We start from the raw sequence: 17,400 nt of genomic DNA on the forward strand, positions 1-17,400 counted from the left end.
CGCGGCAGGCCGCTCGCCGCACCGTGTCCGCCCGGGCGGACACGGCGGCCGGACCGCCCCCGCACACGCCCCCACGCGCGGTGGGGAGGCCGGCCGGTGACCGTACGTGACATACCGGTGGTGACCGTCTGGTCGGACATCAGCTGCCCGTGGGCGACGCTCGCCCTCCACACGCTGCACGGCGCCGCCGAGCGCCTCGGGCTGCCGGTCCTGGTGGACCACCGGGCCTTCCCGCTGGAGCTGTTCGACCGCAGGTCCAACCCCAAGTACATCGTGGACGCCGAGGTGGCGGTGATCGCCGGCCGCCACCCGGAGCTGGGCTGGCGGCGGTGGTCGGCGCCGGAGTGGACCTATCCGGTGACCCTGCTGCCCGCGATGGAGGCCGTACAGGCCGCCAAGGACCCGGAGATCGGCGGCCTGCGCGGCAGCGACGAGCTGGACGCCGCGCTACGCCGGGCGTTCTACACCGAGAGCCGGTGCATCAGCGTCCACGCGGTGATCCTGGAGCTCGCCGAGGGCTGCCCGCACGTGGACGCCGGGAAGCTGGCCGAGGCGCTGGCCCGGGGCAGCGGACGCGCCGAGGTGTACGAGCAGTGGCACACCGCGCAGGGCCCGGAGATCCAGGGCAGTCCACACCTGTTCGCCCCCGGCGGCTACGGCGTCCACAACCCCGGGGTGACGTCCGCGTGGACCGGCGACCCGCTGGACGGCGGCTTCCCCCGGCTGGACGACTACCGCCCCGAGTGGGCGGAGGAGCTGGTGCGGCGGCTTCACCGCGCCGACGGTGACAGCAGCCGCTCGGGCGGTGCGGGCAGCTCCCGTCCGACCAGCGAGCGCAGCACGGGGTAGGCGGTGGCGTCCCCGGCCAGCACCCCGCCGAGCAGGGTGCGGGCGTCGGGGGCGAGCACCAGCTTGGTGTACGTCCGGGCGGTGCGGTCGGCGTAGACCAGCTCCATCGCCCCTTCCGCCTCGGCGTGGGCGTCGCCGAAACTGGCGACGTCCACGCCGAGCAGTTTGAGCCGGGTGGACAGGTCCGCGCCCGGGAAGGGCGTGTCGCCCCGGCCCAGCAACTGGTCGGTGACGGCCTCCGCCATCCGGTACCCGGGCGCGACCAGCCCGTAGCAGCGGCCCCCGACCGCCGCGCACTCCCCGACCGCCCAGATGCGCGGATCGGCGGTGCGGCAGCGCTCGTCCACCAGGAAACCACCGCGCGGGCCCGTCTCCAGGCCCGCCGGACCGGCGAGTTCGTCGCGCGGCCGGATTCCCGTGGAGAACACCACCAGGCAGGTCTCCAGCACGGTGCCGTCGCCGAGGGTCACCGCGCGCACCCGGCCGTCGGGCCCGGCGTCGACGGACCGGGTGGCCGTCCCGCAGTGCACCGACAGGCCCAGCTCGGTGACGTACTCGGCGAGGAGCCGCCCGGCGTCCTGGTCGATCTGCGCCGGCATCAGGTGCGGCGCCAGCTCGACGACGTGCGGGCGCATGCCCAGCAGCCGCAGCGCGTTGGCGGCCTCCAGGCCCAGCAGTCCGCCGCCGACGACCACCCCGGGCCGGCCCGGGACGGCCGCGGCGCGGATGGCGTCGAGGTCCTCGACGGTGCGGTAGACGAAGCAGCCGGGCAGGTCGCACCCGGGCACCGGCGGCACGAACGGCCGCGAGCCGGTGGCGAGCACCAGCGCGTCGTAGCCGATGCGGTCGCCGTGCGCGGTGCTCACCGTGCGGGTCCGCCGGTCGATCGCGGTGGCGGGGGTGCCGAGCCGCAGCTCCACCCGCCGGTCCGCCGCCAGGTCCGCCCCGGCCAGGGCGAGTTCGCCGGTGTCGCGGTCGGCCAGGTAGGAGGAGAGGCGGACCCGGTCGTAGGCGGGGCGCGGCTCCTCGGCCAGGACGACGATCCGCCAGGAGCCCGCCGTGTCCCGGGTGCGCAGGCTCTCGACGAGGTGGTGGCCGACCATGCCGTGGCCGACGACGACGAGTGTGCGGGTCATGGGTCACGGTCCCTTCGCAGACGTGGGGGCCGCCCGGCCCTCAGGCCGGCGCGGCCGACAGCGCCTCGCAGACGCGCCGGACGTCGGGGGCGCAGGTGCCGCAGCCGGTGGTCGCGCGGGTCGCGGCGGCGAGCGCGGCCAGGTCGCGGGCGCCCCGGCGCCAGGCACCGGCGATCGCGGCCCTGGTGACGTTGTTGCAGAAGCAGATCACCGCGTCGTCGGGCAGCTCGACCGGAGCGGGGCCGGGCGAGGCGGTGCCCAGCAGCAGGGCGAGCCGTCCGGACGGCACCGGCAGGTCCCGGTCGTAGAGCTGGCTGACGGCGGCGATGGCCCGGGGCAGGCCGAGCAGCACCCCGCCCGTGATCCTGCCCCCGTCGAGCGCCAGCGCGGCGTAGCGGCCGCGGGCCGGGTCGGAGAGGGTCACCGACTCCTCGCCGGACGCACCGGGCGGGCCGACGACGGCCAGCTCGACGCCGGGGGCGCGGAGCCGGACGACGGTCCTGGCGGGCCGGTGGCGGACCCGGGCGCCGGCGAGCAGCCGCGCCAGCGTCTCGGCCTGGTCCCACGCCTGTGTGACGAGCCCCGGCACCTGCCCGGCGTGCTCGGCGCAGTCCCCGATCGCGTGGATGCGGGGGTCGGAGGTGCGCAGCAGGTCGTCGACCACCACGCCCCGGCGCACGGACAGCCCCGCGTCCCGCGCGAGCCGGGTGTCGGGGGTGACCCCGGTGCACAGCAGCAGCGTGTCGGCCGCGACCACCCGGCCGTCCTCCAGGGCCAGCTTGCCCGGCACGTACCGCGCCGCCCGCCGCCCCAGGTGGAGCCGGACGCCGTGGTCCGCCAGGCGCTCCGCCAGCAGGGCACCGGTCCCGGCGTCGAGGTGGCGGTTCATCAGGTGCGGACGGGGGTGGACGAGGGCGACCTCGCGGCCGGTGCGGCGCAGCGCGAGCGCCGTCTCCACACCGAGGACACCGCCGCCCAGCACGGCCACGGGCCCGTCGTCGAGCCCGGCGACGTCGGCCGGGGACCGCACCGTGCGCACGCCCTCGCCCGGCACGCCCGGCAGCGCGGGGACGTCCGGGCGCGCCCCGGTGGCCAGGACCAGCGTGTCGTACGGGTGGACGGTCCCGTCGTCGGCGTGCACCGCACGGGCCCGCCGGTCGATGCGGACGGCGGTCACCCCGACCCGGACCCGGGTGTCCCCGGGCGGCGGGGGCAGGACGATCGCCTCGGGCGGGAGCGTCCCCGCGAGCACGGAGGTCAGCAGGGGGCGGTGGCAGGCGGGCTCCGCCCCGAGCACCGTGACCGGACCGTGGTGGCCGTGCCGGCGCAGCCGTTCCACCAGCCGGTGCGCCGCCGGCCCGTAGCCGATGACGAGGATGCCGCTCACACCGGCCCCGCCCAGGGCTCGATCCGTACGGCGCACACCTTGAACTCGGGCATCCGGCTGTGGGGGTCCAGCGCTGGATTGGTGAGCAGGTTGGCCCGTCCCCGCCCGGGGAAGTGGAACGGCAGGAACACGGTGTCGGTGCGCAGCGTCCCGTCCAGGCGCACCCGCGCGACGGTGCCGCCGCGCGCCGAGGACACCAGCGCCGGCTCCCCCTCCCGCAGTCCGAAGCGTTCGGCGGTGTCGGGATGCACCTCGACGAAGACCTCCCCGGCGGCCTCGTTGAGCTCCGGCACGCGCCGGGTCTGGGCACCGGACTGGTACTGCGCGAGCACCCGCCCGGTGGTGGCGTACAGGGGGCGGTCGGCCGTGGTCGTCTCCGCGGGCCCGCGGTGGTCCACCTCGGCGAACCGCGCCCGCCCGTCCGGGTGGGCGAACCGGTCGAGGAACATCCGCGGGGTGCCGGGGTGGGCGGGGCGCGCCCGCCCGTCCCGGCCGGGCGCGCCGGACGGACCGCCGGCCGGGGAGTCCGGGCACGGCCAGTACAGTGCCTCGCCCGCGTCGAGGCGGTCGTAGGTGATGCCGGAGTAGTCGGCCCTGCCGCCGGCGGAAGCGGCGCGCAGTTCGTCGAAGACCTCGCGGGGGGCCACGGGGTAGCGGTGGCCGGGCTCGCCCAGGCGGACGGCCAGGCCGTGCAGGACCTCCAGGTCGCTGCGGACGCCGGGCGGCGGCGGCAGCAGGGCGCGGCGGCGCAGCACCCGCCCTTCCAGGTTGGTCATGGTGCCCTCCTCCTCGGCCCACTGGGCCACGGGCAGGACGACGTCGGCGAGTTCGGTGGTCTCGGACGGCACGAAGTCGGCCACCACCAGCAGGTCGAGCGCGGCCAGCCGTTCGGTGACATGGGCGGCGTGCGGGGCGGAGACGACCGGGTTGGAGCCGAACAGCAGCAGGGCACGGGGGCCGGCCGGCGTACCGAGCGCGTCGAGGAGTTCGTAGGCGCTGCGTCCCGGGCCGGGCAGCACCTTCGGGTCCACGCCCCACACCCCCGCCACATGGGCCCGCGCCTTGGGGTCGGTGATCATCCGGTAGCCGGGGAGCTGGTCGGCCTTCTGGCCGTGCTCGCGCCCGCCCTGGCCGTTGCCCTGCCCGGTCAGGCAGCCGTAGCCGCTGCCCTCGCGGCCCGGCAGGCCCAGCGCCAGGGCGAGGTTGATGAAGGCGGCGGCCGTGTCGGTGCCCTTGCTGTGCTGCTCCACTCCGCGGCCGGTGAGGACGTAGCGCCGGCCGGCCTCGGCGAGCATGCGCACGGCCTCGTACTGCTCCGCGGCCGGCACGCCCGTGACGCGTTCGACGCGCTCGGGCCACCAGGCCGCGGCCCGGGCCCAGGCGGCGTCGAACCCGGTGGTGCGCTCGTCCACGTACCGCTTGTCGAGGTACCCCTCGGCGACCGCGATGTGCAGCAGCCCCAGGGCCAGGGCGAGGTCGGTGCCGGGCGCGGGCTGGAGGTGGAGGGCGGCGCGCTCGGCGGTCCTGGTGCGCCGCGGGTCGAGGACGATCAGCTCGGCGCGGCCGAGGTGGTGCATCAGGGGCGGCATGGTCTCGGCCGGGTTGGCGCCCGCCAGCAGGATCACCTCGGCCTCGGCCAGGTCGGTGACGGGGAACGGCAGTCCGCGGTCGATGCCGAACGCCGCGTTGCCGGCGGCCGCCGCCGACGACATGCAGAACCGGCCGTTGTAGTCGATCTGGCTGGTGCCGAGCGCCAGCCGGGCGAACTTGCCGAGCAGGTACGCCTTCTCGTTGGTGAGCCCGCCGCCGCCGAAGACGCCGACTGCGTCCGGGCCGTGGGCCGCCCGTACGCGCTTCAGGCCGGCGGCGACGGTGTCCAGGGCGGTGTCCCAGTCGGTGGGGGCGAGCCGCCCGTCGGGTCCGCGGACCAGGGGGTGGAGCAGCCGGCCGGGGGTGGACAGCAGCGCGGGCGCCGTCCACCCCTTCTGGCACAGGCGTCCCCGGTTGACGGGGAAGTCCGACGGGTGGACCGTCACCGTGTCGCCCTCGTGGTCCAGTCGCGTGCCGCACTGCAGGGCGCAGTACGGGCAGTGCGTCGCCACCGCGGCGGTGGTCTCAGGCACGGGTGGCCTCCCGGCGCACGGACGAGGACGGAGATGAGGACGGTGCCGCGGGTCGCCGCTCGCGGCGGAGGTAGACGGTCCGGATCAGCAGCGCGCACGCCGCGTAGTACATGAGGAAGGTGATGAACGCGGGTTCCCCGGAGCCGGACCCGCCGCCGTACGCGGCGCGGAACGCCAGGTTGATGGCCACTCCGCCGAGCGCGCCCACCGCCCCGGCGATGGCGATCGCGGCGCCGGAGAGCCTGCGCGCGTCGGCGAAGGCGCGGGCGGCGTCGCCTCCGGAGGTGACGGCGTCCTCGGCGCGCCGGGCGAAGACCGCCGGGATCATCTTGTACGTCGAGCCGTTGCCGAGCCCGCTGAGCACGAACAGCACCGTGAACCCGGCCACGAACAGGCCCAGGGAGTCCCGGTCCGAGGCCACCAGCAGCACCAGGGTGCCCGCGCCCATCCCGGCGAAGTTCCACAGGGTGACCCGGGCCCCGCCGAAGCGGTCCGCCAGCCATCCGCCCAGGGGGCGGGAGAGCGAGCCCAGCAGCGGTCCCAGGAAGGTGTGGCTGGCCGCCTCCAGGGGAGTGGCGCCGAACTGGGTCTGCAGCACCAGGCCGAAGGCGAAGCCGTAGCCGATGAAGGAGCCGAAGGTGCCGATGTACAGCAGCGAGATCCACCAGGTGTCGGCGCACGCGGCGGCCTCCCGCTGGGCGCCGGGCTCGGCGCGTACGGCGTCCACGTTGTCCATCTTCCACGCGGCCAGGAGCGAGGCGAGGACGATCAGCGGCAGGTAGACCGCCGCCACGTACGACGGGTGGGCGCTGCCCGCCGTGGAGATGACCAGCAGCCCGATCAGTTGCACCACGGCGACGCCCAGGTTGCCGCCGCCCGCGTTGAGGCCCAGCGCCCACCCCTGGTGGCGCCGGGGGAAGAAGGTGGCGATGTTCGTCATCGAGGAGGCGAAGTTGCCGCCGCCCACTCCGGCCACCGCGCCGATCAGCAGGAACACCCAGAGCGGGGTGCCGGGGCGCTGCACGAAGTACAGGGTGAGCAGGGTGGGCACCAGCAGGATCGCCGAGGAGAACACGGTCCAGTTCCGTCCGCCGAAACGCGTCACCGCGTAGCTGTACGGCAGCCGCAGTGCCGCGCCCACCAGGGTCGGGACGACCACCAGCAGGAACTTCTCGCCCGGATCGAAGGCGAAGCCGATCTCCGGGGACATGAACAGGACCAGGACCGACCACATGGTCCACACCGAGAACCCGATGTGCTCGCAGAGCACCGACAGGACCAGGTTGCGCAAGGCGATGCGCCGGCCGCCCCGCTCCCAGGCGTCCTCGTCCTCGGGATCCCAGTCGGTGATCCAGCGGGATGCGCGCGCGGTCACGACCGCACCGCCCGGGGCCGTCGAGGGCCGCCGGGCCCGCCGAAGCGGGGATCCCGGCGGCGAACACCTCGTGCACCGGCGGAGCGGACCGCGAGGTGGGTGTGGCTCACGCCTGCTTGCCTCCCGCCGCCAGCAAGCGCGCCAGTTCAAGCCGCTTGATCTTGGTCGTGGCGGTCTGCGGCAGGTCCTCCAGCCGCCACTGGACGGGGTCGGCCATGGCCGGCAGGTCCGCCACGGCCGCCTGCCAGGCGACCGGGTCCAGCGGCTTGTCGTCCCGGGTGCTCACCACGGGCACGGGCCGGCGGTCCTCGCCGGGGATGATGATGACCTCCACCAGTTCCGGCAGGCGCGCGAAGAGCTTGTCCTCGATCTCCAGCGTGCTGTCGATCCCGGGGATCTCGTCGACCTCGCGGTCCAGCAGGTGCAGGCAGCCCCACTTGGTGCGGTAGCCCAGGTCGCCCATGCGCCACCAGCCGTCGTTGACCTGCTTCTTCCAGCGCTCGTGCTCGCCGAGGTAGGTGATGATCCGTCCGTCGCTCTTGACCTCGATGTAGCCCGGCGACTCCTTGGTGGGGGGATTGCCGTCGCGGCTGACCACGCGCACGTCCGTCATGCCCGGGAAGGGGGCGCCCACGCACCGGCCGTCCGCCTCGGCGCCGCGCTTCTTGGTGTAGGTGCGGGCCGCGATCGGGCCGACCTCGCTCTGTCCGTACGCCTGGGCGAACAGCGGCATCCGGCGGCGCGAGGCGTTCAGCAGCCGGTGCACCGTCCTGGGGTGGATGGCGTCGAAGGTGCTGGAGAAGTACTTCACGTTGGCCAGCGGCTCGCGCGGGTCCTCGGCCAGCACCTCCCACCGCAGGAAGGTGTTGGGGTGCGCTTCGATCAGGCCGGGCGGGCACTGCGAGAACAGCGTGCCCACGGTCTCCGGGTCGTCATCCTTGAGGATGATGAGCGGGTGTCCCTGGAGCACCGAGATGGGCATGGCGGTGAACATCCGCGAGTGCACGAAGGACACGTGGATCGCGACGGGCTCGCGCTTCCTGACCACGGAGACCACGGTCGCCTGGGGCCGGTAGCGGGCCTGGAAGGTGAAGCCGGTGTGGACGGCCAGCTTGGGGATGCCGGTGGTGCCGGAGGTGTGGGTGATCAGGGTCGGGTGGTCCGGCGCCATCCTCACGGGGGAGACCCGCTGGACCCCGGAGAACTCCGCGAGCGGCGTGGCCTCCGGGTGGCTCCCCGAGGTCAGGAGCACCCGCTCGGACAGCTCGAAGACCTTCTCCGGCAGGTCGTTGTCGAGCTTGGCCTGGTCGGTCACCAGGTACGGCCGGTTCACGCGGCGGATCAGCTCCGCGACGGTCTCGCCGTCCAGCTTCGGCGACAACAGCACGGGGATCGCGCCGATCCGCGCCACGGAGCAGGCCAGGAGGGAGATGTCGAAGCCGTCGGTCTTGTGGACGACGACGTACTCACCGGGCCTGACCCTGGCGGCCCACAGACGGGAGGCGAAGTCGTCGACCAGGTCGGCCACCTCGGTCAGCGTCATCCGGCGTCCGCGCTCGGGGGCGATGTCGAGGTCGTGGTCGAGGAACACCGGGCTTGCCGGATGACGCGCCGCCGCCCGGTCGAAGAGCGTGCCCAGCCGAATTCCCTTGTTTGCTATGCGCTGCAGAAGCATTTTCAGCTCTCTCGTGCGTCCGGCGGGTGATTTCTTCTCACTGCTTCTCGATGACGCCCTTGATGCGCTTAAGGGTCTCGTCCAGGTCCTTTTCCAGCTTCTCCGTCCACTCCTGGACGAACTTCTTGCGTTCCGTCTCGTCCAGGTTCTCCACGATCTTGTGAATTCCGGCGGTGGCCTTGCCCATACGGAAATGGTGGGTCAGCACGCAGCCGCCGGCCGCGGGCTCCATGTCGAATCCCCAGATGCTTTCCTGGTCCTCGCCGGCGTGCGTGAGCATCATCCAGCGGAAGGTGCGGCCCGGCTCGGCGGCCACGACCTTGGCCTCGGTGTACCAGGTGCCGCGGACCAGCGGCGCCCAGGCGACCACGTCCTCGCTGCGGAGGTTCTCACCGCGGAAGACGGCTCCCACCGTACGGGGCTCCCCGGAGACCCATTCGCCGCCCCTGCATTCCGGGCTCCACTCGCCACTGCGCCCGAGGTCGCTGACGACGTTGTAGACGTCCATCGGTGTGGCCGACACGTGGATGTCGGCGCGGAGTTCGAAAAGGGGGGAGGTGTCGATGATTGATTCGCTCATGCAGAAAATGCTGCGGGGATCGGCGGGAGCCGGTCAACGAGCGCAGTAATGGTCCGTCAAGTTGCCTTGTTCAGGCTTCCGCGCCGGTCACGCGGAGGACCATTTTGCCGCGCACCTCGCCCGCCTCCAGCCGGCGGTGCGCCTCGGCGGCGGCGCTCAGCGGAAGCGTCTCGACGGCCGGGGGGCGCAGCGCGCCGTCCGCGAGGAGGCGGTTGATCGTCGCCGCCGCGTCGGCCAGTTCGGTGACCGTCGCCTGGGAGATGGCGAAGCCGACGACCGAGCAGTCCTTGAGGTAGAGCGGTCCGGCGGGCAGCACGGGGCGGGTGCGCAGCCCGGCGAGGACCACCACGCGTCCGCGCCGCGCCAGCAGCTCGACCGCGCTCTCCAGGTCGTTCCGGGCGGAGGTGTCGATGTAGAGGTCGGCGCCGCGCGGGCACGCCTCCCGCAGGCACTTCATGACGTCGGGGTCCCGGTAGTCGATGACCTCGGCCGCCCCCAGGGCGCGGCAGTACTCCGCGTCCCGGGCGCTCGCCGTGGTGACGACCCGGGCACCGGCCCGCGACGCCATCACGATCAGGGCACTGCCCACGTTGCCGCCGCCGCCGATGACGACGACGGTCTCCCCGGCGCGCAGCCGGCCGTGGGTGAACAGGGCCAGATAGGCGGTGGCCGCGGGGTGCGCCACGGCCACCGCGTCGGCGGGCGACACCCCCTCGGGCAGGTGGTAGAGCCGGTCCGCCGGGACGACCACCTGCTCGGCGGCGGCTCCCTGCCTCCCGGCGTGGCCGAGGCTGTTGCACCACACCCGGTCGCCGACCGCGAAGCCGGGGGCGCCGGGGGACGCGGCGGCCACGGTGCCGACCAGGTCGCGGCCGATCACGAACGGAAACTGCACCGGGGTGCGCCACGCCCCGGAGCGCACGAAGGTGTCCACGTGGTTGACGGCGGTGACCTCGACGTTCACCAGGACGTCCGTCGGGCCCGGCCGGGGGGTGGGCAGCTCGCCGTGTCGGATGACGTCCGGCGCACCGAGTTCCTCGATGTAGGCAGCAAGCATGGTCTGGATTCTGGCAGTTCCCGCCGGAGCAGTCGTCCTTCCGCGCCGACGTCTGTCAGGTCGGTCCCGGCGCGGGGAAGGCGCGGGGAAGGCGCGGGGAAAAGGAGTTCCACGGTCCTTGCGGCCCTGCGAGGATGAGGGGCACACCGGTGGACACCGGTGGACCGACGGGGGAGGACGCATGGCGGACGACGAGGCGCGCACCGGCACCCGGCTGGACCGGCTGCTCCCACTGGGCACGCTGCCCGTCGCGGCGGCCGCGCTGACGGCCACCGTCGCGGTCTACATGGCCCTGGTCGCCTTCGGCAACATCACCGACTTCGGCACCAACCAGCAGTTCGTCCGGCACGTGCTGGCGATGGACACCACCTTCAAGGACCCGGACCTCATGTGGCGGGCGATCGAGTCGCCCGCCGTGCAGGACGCCGCCTACGTCGCCATCATCGTCTGGGAGACCCTCGCCGCCCTGGTCCTCCTCCTCGCCACCTGGCTCTGGGCGACGGGGCTGCGCCGGGGCGCCCACGACCGCGCCCGCCGGGCCAGCACGCTGGGCCTGGTGATGGTCCTGCTGCTGTTCGGGCTGGGCTTCATGGGCATCGGCGGGGAGTGGTTCGCCATGTGGCAGTCCTCGGACTGGAACGGTCTGGACGCGGCGGCGCGCAATGTCGCGCTGGCCGCCTTCGCCCTGGTGGTGGTCCACCTCCCGGCCCCGCGCGGGGGCGGCGGCTGACCTTCCGGAGACGACCTTCCGGAGGCGGCCTCCCGGCCCGACGGCCGGTGCCCGGCGGTATCGCCGGGCACCGGAGGGAACGGGACGAGGACGGGATGGAGCTGTCAGGTCCAGGTCAGATCTAGGGGTAGGAGACCACCACCGACGGAATGGTCGACGTGCCCGAGGTGGGCGAACCGGTGTTGTTGATCACGTGGTTGTACTGGCCGTTGCCGCCCAGCGACACCACCAGCAGGTGGTGGAACCTGACGCCGGGCTTGACCGGTGCCTTGAAGCCGTGGTCCTGACGGATCGTCGGGTCCACGTTGTAGTAGCAGTAGCTGCCCATGGCCCAGCCCTCGTGCCGGTCGACCGAGTCGTCCACCCGGTAGGCGGCGTAGCCCCGGGTGTCGCCGTTCTGGATGGCGGCCTGGTTGGGCGCGTCGTACGCCTTCTCGTTCTGGAAGAAGATCGTCCGCCCGTTCTCGCCGTACCACTCCACGTCGTACTTGTTGAAGTGCTCGACGAACAGCCCGGTGGCCAGCACGTCGTCGCCGTACACGCGGACGCCGTAGTCGGCCCGGTTGGTCTCCCAGCCCACGCCGTCCCCGTGGTCGGCGCGCCAGACCCAGGTGTGGTCGATGACCACGTCGTGGCTGTGGACCGCCACGCTGGTGGTGGCCTTGCCCGGGCCGGCGCCGCCGATCCGGATGTAGACGTCCTGGAGCGTCGTCGGGTTCGCGGCGTGGTCCGCGGACGCGCCCTGCGGCCCGACCTCCAGGAGCACCGGCGAGTTGACCGGCCCGGCGTCGATGAGGAACCCGGCCAGCCGCACCCCGTCCACGTCGGCGACCCGCATCGCCGTCACGCCGTTGTCCGGGATGATCGTGGCCAGGCCCAGGCCCAGCACGACCGTGTTGGCGCGCTTGACCTCGATCGGCCGGTCGACGTGGTAGATGCCGGGCGTGAACAGCAGGTGCAGGCCCTGGTCGAGCGCGGCGTTGATGGTCGCCGCCGTCGCCCCGGGCTTGACCACGTAGAACCGGCTCAGCGGGAGCGACTCGCCCTGCGGGGCGCCGCCGCCCCAGGAGGTGCCGCGCGCGTTGGTGCGCTTGGCCGGGACGAACACCTTGTAGTCGTTGCCGTCCAGGTAGAGGAACGGCTTCTCGCGGGAGACCGGGGTGGTGTCCAGCGTGGTGTAGGGCGGATCGGGGAAGCTCTGCGCGGGCGCGCCCTCCACCCCGGAGAACGTCATGTTCCACACGCCGTTCAGCCAGCCGCCGATCGAGCTGTCGCGGGTGTACCACTGCTGCTGCGAGTACGGGCTCACGGTGCCGTCGATCCTGCTGTCGGCGATGTAGCCGCCGCTGGCCCAGCCGTAGCCGGTGGGCGCCAGGTTCAGGCCGCCCCTGACGTGCATGCGGCGGAACGAGGACGCCTGGGAGACCGCCCACCGGTTGGTGCCGTTGACGGGGTTGAGCGTCAGGTTCTCGGCGGAGCGCCAGAAGTTCTGGGTGGCGTTGCCGTTGAACCAGCCGGCGTCCACGGTCACGTCGCCGTTGAAGACCGTGGCGCCGGGCGTCAGCCCCAGACCGGCGATGGAGGTGTAGAAGCCGATCTGGGCGTTGATGTTGTGGTACGTGCCCGGCTTGAACAGCAGGGCGTGGCGGCCGGTGCCGAACTGCGCCGACTCCTGCTGCCGGAAGATCTCGTCCAGCCTCCCCTGGATGTTCGGGGTGGAGGGGTCGAAGACGTGCACGTTCGGGCCGAGGTCGCCGCCGCCCTGGATGGGACCGCCGCCTGTGTCACCGGTGGTTCCGTACACCTGGAACTCCCACAGGGAGTACCCGTATCCGGTGGCACGGGCCGTGCCGTACACCCGGACGTGGCGGGCGCTGCCGGAGACGTTCAGCGTCTCGGTGCCGCCGGTGCCCGTGGTGGTGGAGTAGGCCGTCGACCAGTCGGTGCCGTTGGCGGAGAACTCGATCCGGTACGCCCTGGCGTACGCGGCCTCCCAGCGCAGCACGACCTGGCTGACGTTCGCGGAGGCGCCCAGGTCCACCCGGATCCACTGCGGGTCGGAGAAGGCGCTCGCCCAGCGGGTGCCCGGGTCGCCGTCGACGGCGGCGGTCGCCGGGGTGCCGGCGTTTTCTTGACTGGACGCGGTCACATTTTTGCCCTGGGAGAGCAGGACGGGCGCGGCGTGCGCGACCGTCCCCGGGACGATCGCCAGCAGGGTGGCGACCAGGGCGGTGACGAGCAGCGAGGCGAGCCCTCGCCGGTGGGACGGTGAGGGCGGTGAGAGGGGCGGGGGCGGCGAGGATCTGTACGGCACGGGTGGTCCGGTGGGGGAGACGGACATGGGCGGCTCTCCTGACTCGTCTGGCCGGCAGGCCGTGGTCGGTGGGGGGTGCCGGGCCCGGGGGAGGGGCCGGCGGAGGGATGTGGGGGAGCGCGGACCGTCCCGTTGGAGAGCGCTCTCCCGCAAGCAGAGATGGTTCTCCCGGGCCCCTGCCGCGTCAAGAGGCGTGCACCGACCGGTATGTGACGCCCCGGCGGCGGACGGAAGCCGGCCGTCCGGGAGCCGTGCCGGTCCTCCGCCACCGGCGCCGCCCCCGGCGTACGGAGCGCGACGCCTGGTGGAGAGCGCTCTTCCCGATACAGTACGAACATGGGCAGAGGGGTACGGGCGGTGGACGGCGCTCCGACGCTGGAGGACGTGGCACGGGTGGCCGGGGTCTCCCGGGCCACGGTCTCCCGGGTGATCAACGGCGTCCGGAACGTCGATCCCGCCATCCAGGAGGCGGTCAGGCAGGCGGTCCTCACCACCGGGTACACCCCGAACCGGGCGGCGCGGTCCCTGGTCACGCGCCGCGCGGAGACCATCGCGCTGGTGGTCTCCGGATCGACGCGCGAGTCGGAGAAGGAGGCGTTCGCCGCCCGGGCGTTCGCCGACCCGTTCTTCGGGCGGGTGGTGACCGGGGTCGTCGGGTTCCTCCGCCCGCGCTCGATGCATCCGGTGCTGATGTTCGCCGAGGACGCCGCCGCGCGGGAGCAGGTGGTGGCCTACCTGAGGCAGGGCAGCGCCGACGGCGCCCTGGTCGTCTCCACCCACGCCGAGGACCCGCTGCCCCCGCTGCTGGCCGCGGAGGGCCTGCCCGCGGTGCTGTTCGCCCGCCCGGCCCGGCCGGTGCCGATGAGCTACGTCGACCTCGCCCACCAGGACGGGGCGAAGCTGGCGGCCGAACACCTGCTGGCGCGGGGCTGCCGCCGCATCGCCACCATCGCGGGCCCGCTGGACGTGCCGGCGGGCCAGGACCGGCTCACCGGTTTCCGCGACGCGATGGCCCGGCACGGCCACCCGTACGTCCCGATCGCCGAGGGCCTGTTCACCGCGGAGAGCGGCGAGGCGGCCATGGAGCGGCTGCTGGCCGAACACCCGGACCTGGACGGGGTGTTCGCGGCGAACGACCTGATGGCCCAGGGCGCCTGCCGGGTGCTGCGCGAGCACGGCCGGCGGGTGCCGGAGGACGTAGCCGTGGTGGGCTTCGACGACAGCAGCGCCGCGACCGCCTGCCGCCCGCCGCTGACCACGGTCCGGCAGCCCGTGGAGGACATGGCGGCGGAGATGGCCCGCCTGCTCCAGGAGCACATCGAGCACCGGGAGCGGGAGGTGACGTCGGTGATCTTCGAACCCGAACTGGTGGTGCGGGAGTCAGCGTGACGTCCGCCCCTGGAGGGCGGTCCGCCAGCTCGGCTGCTCCGGCGCCGCGGCGGCCTCCCCGGCCTCCCCGGTCCGGCGCCGGCCGCCGTTGGCGAAGAAGTCCGCCAGCGGGAGCGTGGCCGCCCCGACGGTGACGGCGTCCGGGCCGAGCCGGCCGAGTTCGATGGCGACGCGCTCGGCGGGATGGCGCAGCGCGTACGCGGACGCGTGCCGGCGTACGGCGGGCAGGATGCGCGGCCCCAGCCGCAGCCCGGCCCAGCCGCCGATGAGGATGCGTTCGGGGTTGAACAGGTTGATCAGGTCGGAGATCCCCGCGCCGAGGTACTCGGCCGCCTCCTCCAGCACGGCCGCGGCGGCGGCGTCGGGGGGCGTGCCGTCCTCCCCGGGGCAGGCCGCCGACAGCAGCGCGGTGACGCCCGTCTCCTCGTCGGCCCCGGCGGGCGGGCACCCGCCCGCCTCCCGCCACCGCTCGAGCAGGGCCCCGGCGCCGGTGTACGCCTCCAGGCAGCCCAGCGAGCCGCACCGGCAGCGACGGCCGCGGACGTGGACGGTGATGTGCCCCCACTCGGCGGCACTGCCGCGCGCGCCGCCGTGCGCGGTGCCGTCGGTGCCGTCGGAGACGACGCAGGCGCTGACGCCGGAGCCGAGCAGCACGACGACCGCGTCACGGGCGCCGCGCCCCCCGCCGAACCACATCTCGGCCTGGCCGAGGGTCTTGGCGCCGTTGTCGACGAAGAGGGGGACGCCGGGGGGCAGGACGTCCGGCGAGCGCAGCAGCTCCTCCAGCGGCACCGCGTCCCAGCCGACGGTCTGGCCGTGCACCACCGCGCCCCGGGCGGAGGTGCGCTCGACGATCCCGGGCACGCCGATGCCGACCCCGAGGAGCCGGTCCGGGGCGAGGGCCGTCTGCCGCAGCACCGCGGCGACGCAGTCGTGGATGTGGCGCACCACCGAGCCGACGTCGTAGCCGTCGTGCTCCAGGGGGCGCTCGGCCCGGGCGAGTTCGGCCAGGGAGAGGTCGAACAGCTCGACCCTCACCCGGGTCTCGCCGACGTCGACGCCGATCAGATGGCCGCTTCCGGGGACGACGCGCAGCAGGGTCCGGGGACGGCCGCCGGCGGAGTCGACGATCCCGGCCTCCTCCAGCAGGCCGTCGGCGATGAGCTCGGCGACGACGTTGCTGACGGAGCCCGAACTCAGCCCGGTGGCGGGACCGAGCGCCTGGCGGCTCATCGGCCCGTCGAAATACAACTGTTGCAGTACGGCGGTGCGGTTGCCTCGTCGCAGGTCACGCACGGTCCGTCGGTTCCGCTCGGCCATGTGGCTCCTTCCCTGCCCGCAAGATACCGCCGCGCGATCTCTTGACGCGACCTTCTCTCACCATTTAACTCACGCCATAAATTAAGCCGCGAAGCAATCCGGCGGCCGATCCCGACCACCCCTTGGACCCCGGGAAGGGGAGATTCAGCCATGCGCAGACTCCGAGCGGCGGCCGCCGCCGTCACCGTCACCGCCCTCGCCGCCGCCGCGGCCGGCTGCGGCGGCGGAAGCCCCACGGGCGGCGGAGGCGACGGCTCCCCGAAGACGCTCACCTACTGGGCGTCCAACCAGGGGCCGAACATCGAGGCGGACAAGAAGATCCTCACGCCCGAGCTGAAGAAGTTCGAGAAGCGGACCGGGATCAAGGTCAAGCTGGAGGTCATCCCCTGGTCCGACCTGCTCAACCGCATCCTCGCCGCCACCGCCTCCGGCCAGGGCCCCGACGTGCTCAACATCGGCAACACCTGGTCCGCCTCCCTCCAGGCCACCGGTGCCCTGCTGCCCTGGGACGAGGAGACCTTCGAGAAGATCGGCGGCCGGGACCGCTTCGTCGACGCCGCCCTGGGCTCCGCCGGCGCCGAGGGCAAGGACCCGGCCGCGGTGCCGCTGTACTCCATGGCGTACGCCCTCTACTACAACAAGAAGGCGCTGAAGGACGCGGGCGTCGACGAGCCGCCCGCCACCTGGGACGAGCTGGTCGCGGCCGGGAAGAAGATCTCCCGGGACGGCAGGTGGGCCCTCGGGGTGGAGGGCTCGAACCTGTCGAACAACATCCACCAGGTCTTCGTCCTCGCCAAGCAGCACGGGGCCGACTTCTTCGACGCCTCCGGCAAGCCCGACTTCACCTCCGACGGCGCCGTCGCCGCCGTGAAGCAGTACGTCGACTTCATGGCCGAGGACAGGATCGTCGCCCCCGGCAACGCCGAGTACGCCCAGAACCAGTCGCTCCAGGACTTCGCCAAGGGCAGGACGGCCATGCTGCTGTGGCAGACCGCCGCCGCCACCTTCAAGTCCTACGGCATGAAGCCCGGCGACTGGGGCGTCGCCCCGGTCCCCGTCCCCTCCGGCACCCCGGGCACCGGCCGGAACACCAACTCCATGGTGGCGGGCATCAACCTGGCCGTCTTCGGCAACACCGACAACCGCGACGGCGCGCTGGAGTTCGTGAAGTTCATGACCAGCGACGAGGAGCAGAAGATCCTCAACAAGACCTACGGCTCCATCCCGCCGGTCAAGACCGCCCAGCAGGACCCGGCGTTCAACACCCCCGACCTCGCCGTGCTGCGCGAGACCCTCGCCAAGAGCGCCGCCCCGCTCCCGCAGGTCCCCGAGGAGTCGCAGTTCGAGACCGCGGTCGGCACCGCCGTCAAGGAGCTCTTCGCCGACGCGGCCGCCGGACGCCCGGTCACCACCGAGTCGGTCAGGGCCGCCCTGACCAAGGCCCAGCAGCAGATGCCGAAGTAGG

13 protein-coding genes are annotated in these 17,400 nt (G+C 73.5%); 4 read left to right on the forward strand and 9 right to left on the reverse strand.

Annotation, left to right across the window (positions count from 1 at the left end):
• Positions 1-96 precede the first annotated feature (96 nt).
• Positions 97-849: a dithiol-disulfide isomerase gene (locus VE546_RS05635; protein ID WP_324919177.1), complete on the forward strand. Its 753-nt coding sequence runs from the start codon at positions 97-99 to the stop codon at positions 847-849.
• Here VE546_RS05635 and VE546_RS05640 read toward each other — a convergent pair.
• From VE546_RS05640 to VE546_RS05670, 7 genes are all read right to left on the reverse strand, one after another.
• Positions 771-1,985, reverse strand: a complete 1,215-nt coding sequence (locus VE546_RS05640) for an NAD(P)/FAD-dependent oxidoreductase (RefSeq protein ID WP_324919179.1) — start codon at positions 1,983-1,985, stop codon at positions 771-773. The genes VE546_RS05635 and VE546_RS05640 overlap by 79 nt on opposite strands.
• A gap of 40 nt (positions 1,986-2,025) precedes the next feature.
• The gene (locus VE546_RS05645; RefSeq protein ID WP_324919181.1) at positions 2,026-3,372 is read right to left on the reverse strand and encodes an FAD-dependent oxidoreductase; all 1,347 of its coding nucleotides are present in this window, start codon (positions 3,370-3,372) and stop codon (positions 2,026-2,028) included.
• Positions 3,369-5,495: a molybdopterin oxidoreductase family protein gene (locus VE546_RS05650; RefSeq protein WP_324919183.1), complete on the reverse strand. Its 2,127-nt coding sequence runs from the start codon at positions 5,493-5,495 to the stop codon at positions 3,369-3,371. Before VE546_RS05650 ends, VE546_RS05645 begins: the two co-directional genes overlap by 4 nt.
• The gene (locus VE546_RS05655) at positions 5,488-6,870 is read right to left on the reverse strand and encodes a nitrate/nitrite transporter (protein ID WP_324919185.1); all 1,383 of its coding nucleotides are present in this window, start codon (positions 6,868-6,870) and stop codon (positions 5,488-5,490) included. Before VE546_RS05655 ends, VE546_RS05650 begins: the two co-directional genes overlap by 8 nt.
• A 106-nt stretch (positions 6,871-6,976) precedes the next feature.
• Positions 6,977-8,545 (reverse strand): class I adenylate-forming enzyme family protein, encoded by a 1,569-nt coding sequence (locus VE546_RS05660; RefSeq protein WP_324919187.1) that lies wholly within the window; start codon positions 8,543-8,545, stop codon positions 6,977-6,979.
• A gap of 37 nt (positions 8,546-8,582) precedes the next feature.
• Positions 8,583-9,125, reverse strand: a complete 543-nt coding sequence (locus VE546_RS05665; protein ID WP_324919188.1) for an SRPBCC family protein — start codon at positions 9,123-9,125, stop codon at positions 8,583-8,585.
• Positions 9,126-9,195: 70 nt separating this feature from the next.
• Entirely contained in the window at positions 9,196-10,182 is a 987-nt protein-coding gene (locus tag VE546_RS05670; protein WP_324919190.1) for an NADPH:quinone reductase, read from the reverse strand.
• Positions 10,183-10,363: 181 nt separating this feature from the next.
• On the opposite strand from VE546_RS05670, the gene VE546_RS05675 reads away from it, so the two are divergent.
• Positions 10,364-10,912 (forward strand): DUF2165 domain-containing protein, encoded by a 549-nt coding sequence (locus VE546_RS05675; RefSeq protein ID WP_324919192.1) that lies wholly within the window; start codon positions 10,364-10,366, stop codon positions 10,910-10,912.
• Between the two features lie 121 nt (positions 10,913-11,033).
• Here the strand turns inward: VE546_RS05675 and VE546_RS05680 are convergent, their stop codons facing one another.
• Complete coding sequence (locus tag VE546_RS05680) at positions 11,034-13,253, reverse strand: discoidin domain-containing protein (protein WP_324919194.1); 2,220 nt, start codon at positions 13,251-13,253, stop codon at positions 11,034-11,036.
• 309 nt (positions 13,254-13,562) lie between these two features.
• Here VE546_RS05680 and VE546_RS05685 point away from each other — a divergent pair, with 309 nt between their 5' ends.
• Positions 13,563-14,615: a LacI family DNA-binding transcriptional regulator gene (locus VE546_RS05685; protein WP_324919196.1), complete on the forward strand. Its 1,053-nt coding sequence runs from the start codon at positions 13,563-13,565 to the stop codon at positions 14,613-14,615.
• Here the strand turns inward: VE546_RS05685 and VE546_RS05690 are convergent.
• Positions 14,607-15,935 carry an ROK family transcriptional regulator gene (locus VE546_RS05690; protein ID WP_324919198.1) on the reverse strand — a complete coding sequence of 443 codons (1,329 nt, stop codon included), beginning with the start codon at positions 15,933-15,935 and terminating at the stop codon, positions 14,607-14,609. The two genes, VE546_RS05685 and VE546_RS05690, sit on opposite strands and share 9 nt — an antisense overlap.
• Positions 15,936-16,085: 150 nt before the next feature.
• Between VE546_RS05690 and VE546_RS05695 the strand changes: the two genes are divergently transcribed.
• On the forward strand, positions 16,086-17,399 hold the full coding sequence (locus VE546_RS05695) for an extracellular solute-binding protein (RefSeq protein WP_324919200.1): 1,314 nt from the start codon (positions 16,086-16,088) through the stop codon (positions 17,397-17,399).
• Position 17,400 lies beyond the last annotated feature (1 nt).

It is taken from the genome of Streptomyces sp. (assembly GCF_035644915.1).
Lineage (GTDB): Bacteria > Actinomycetota > Actinomycetes > Streptomycetales > Streptomycetaceae > Streptomyces.

What these genes read in the sequence shown, in the direction of transcription:
- VE546_RS05685 (WP_324919196.1), top strand. Translation starts at nt 13,563, where the DNA reads ATGGGCAGAGGGGTACGGGCGGTGGACGGCGCTCCGACGCTGGAGGAC.
- VE546_RS05680 (WP_324919194.1), bottom strand. Translation starts at nt 13,253, where the DNA reads ATGTCCGTCTCCCCCACCGGACCACCCGTGCCGTACAGATCCTCGCCG.
- VE546_RS05665 (WP_324919188.1), bottom strand. Translation starts at nt 9,125, where the DNA reads ATGAGCGAATCAATCATCGACACCTCCCCCCTTTTCGAACTCCGCGCC.
- VE546_RS05695 (WP_324919200.1), top strand. Translation starts at nt 16,086, where the DNA reads ATGCGCAGACTCCGAGCGGCGGCCGCCGCCGTCACCGTCACCGCCCTC.
- VE546_RS05670 (WP_324919190.1), bottom strand. Translation starts at nt 10,182, where the DNA reads ATGCTTGCTGCCTACATCGAGGAACTCGGTGCGCCGGACGTCATCCGA.
- VE546_RS05640 (WP_324919179.1), bottom strand. Translation starts at nt 1,985, where the DNA reads ATGACCCGCACACTCGTCGTCGTCGGCCACGGCATGGTCGGCCACCAC.
- VE546_RS05660 (WP_324919187.1), bottom strand. Translation starts at nt 8,545, where the DNA reads ATGCTTCTGCAGCGCATAGCAAACAAGGGAATTCGGCTGGGCACGCTC.
- VE546_RS05690 (WP_324919198.1), bottom strand. Translation starts at nt 15,935, where the DNA reads ATGGCCGAGCGGAACCGACGGACCGTGCGTGACCTGCGACGAGGCAAC.
- VE546_RS05675 (WP_324919192.1), top strand. Translation starts at nt 10,364, where the DNA reads ATGGCGGACGACGAGGCGCGCACCGGCACCCGGCTGGACCGGCTGCTC.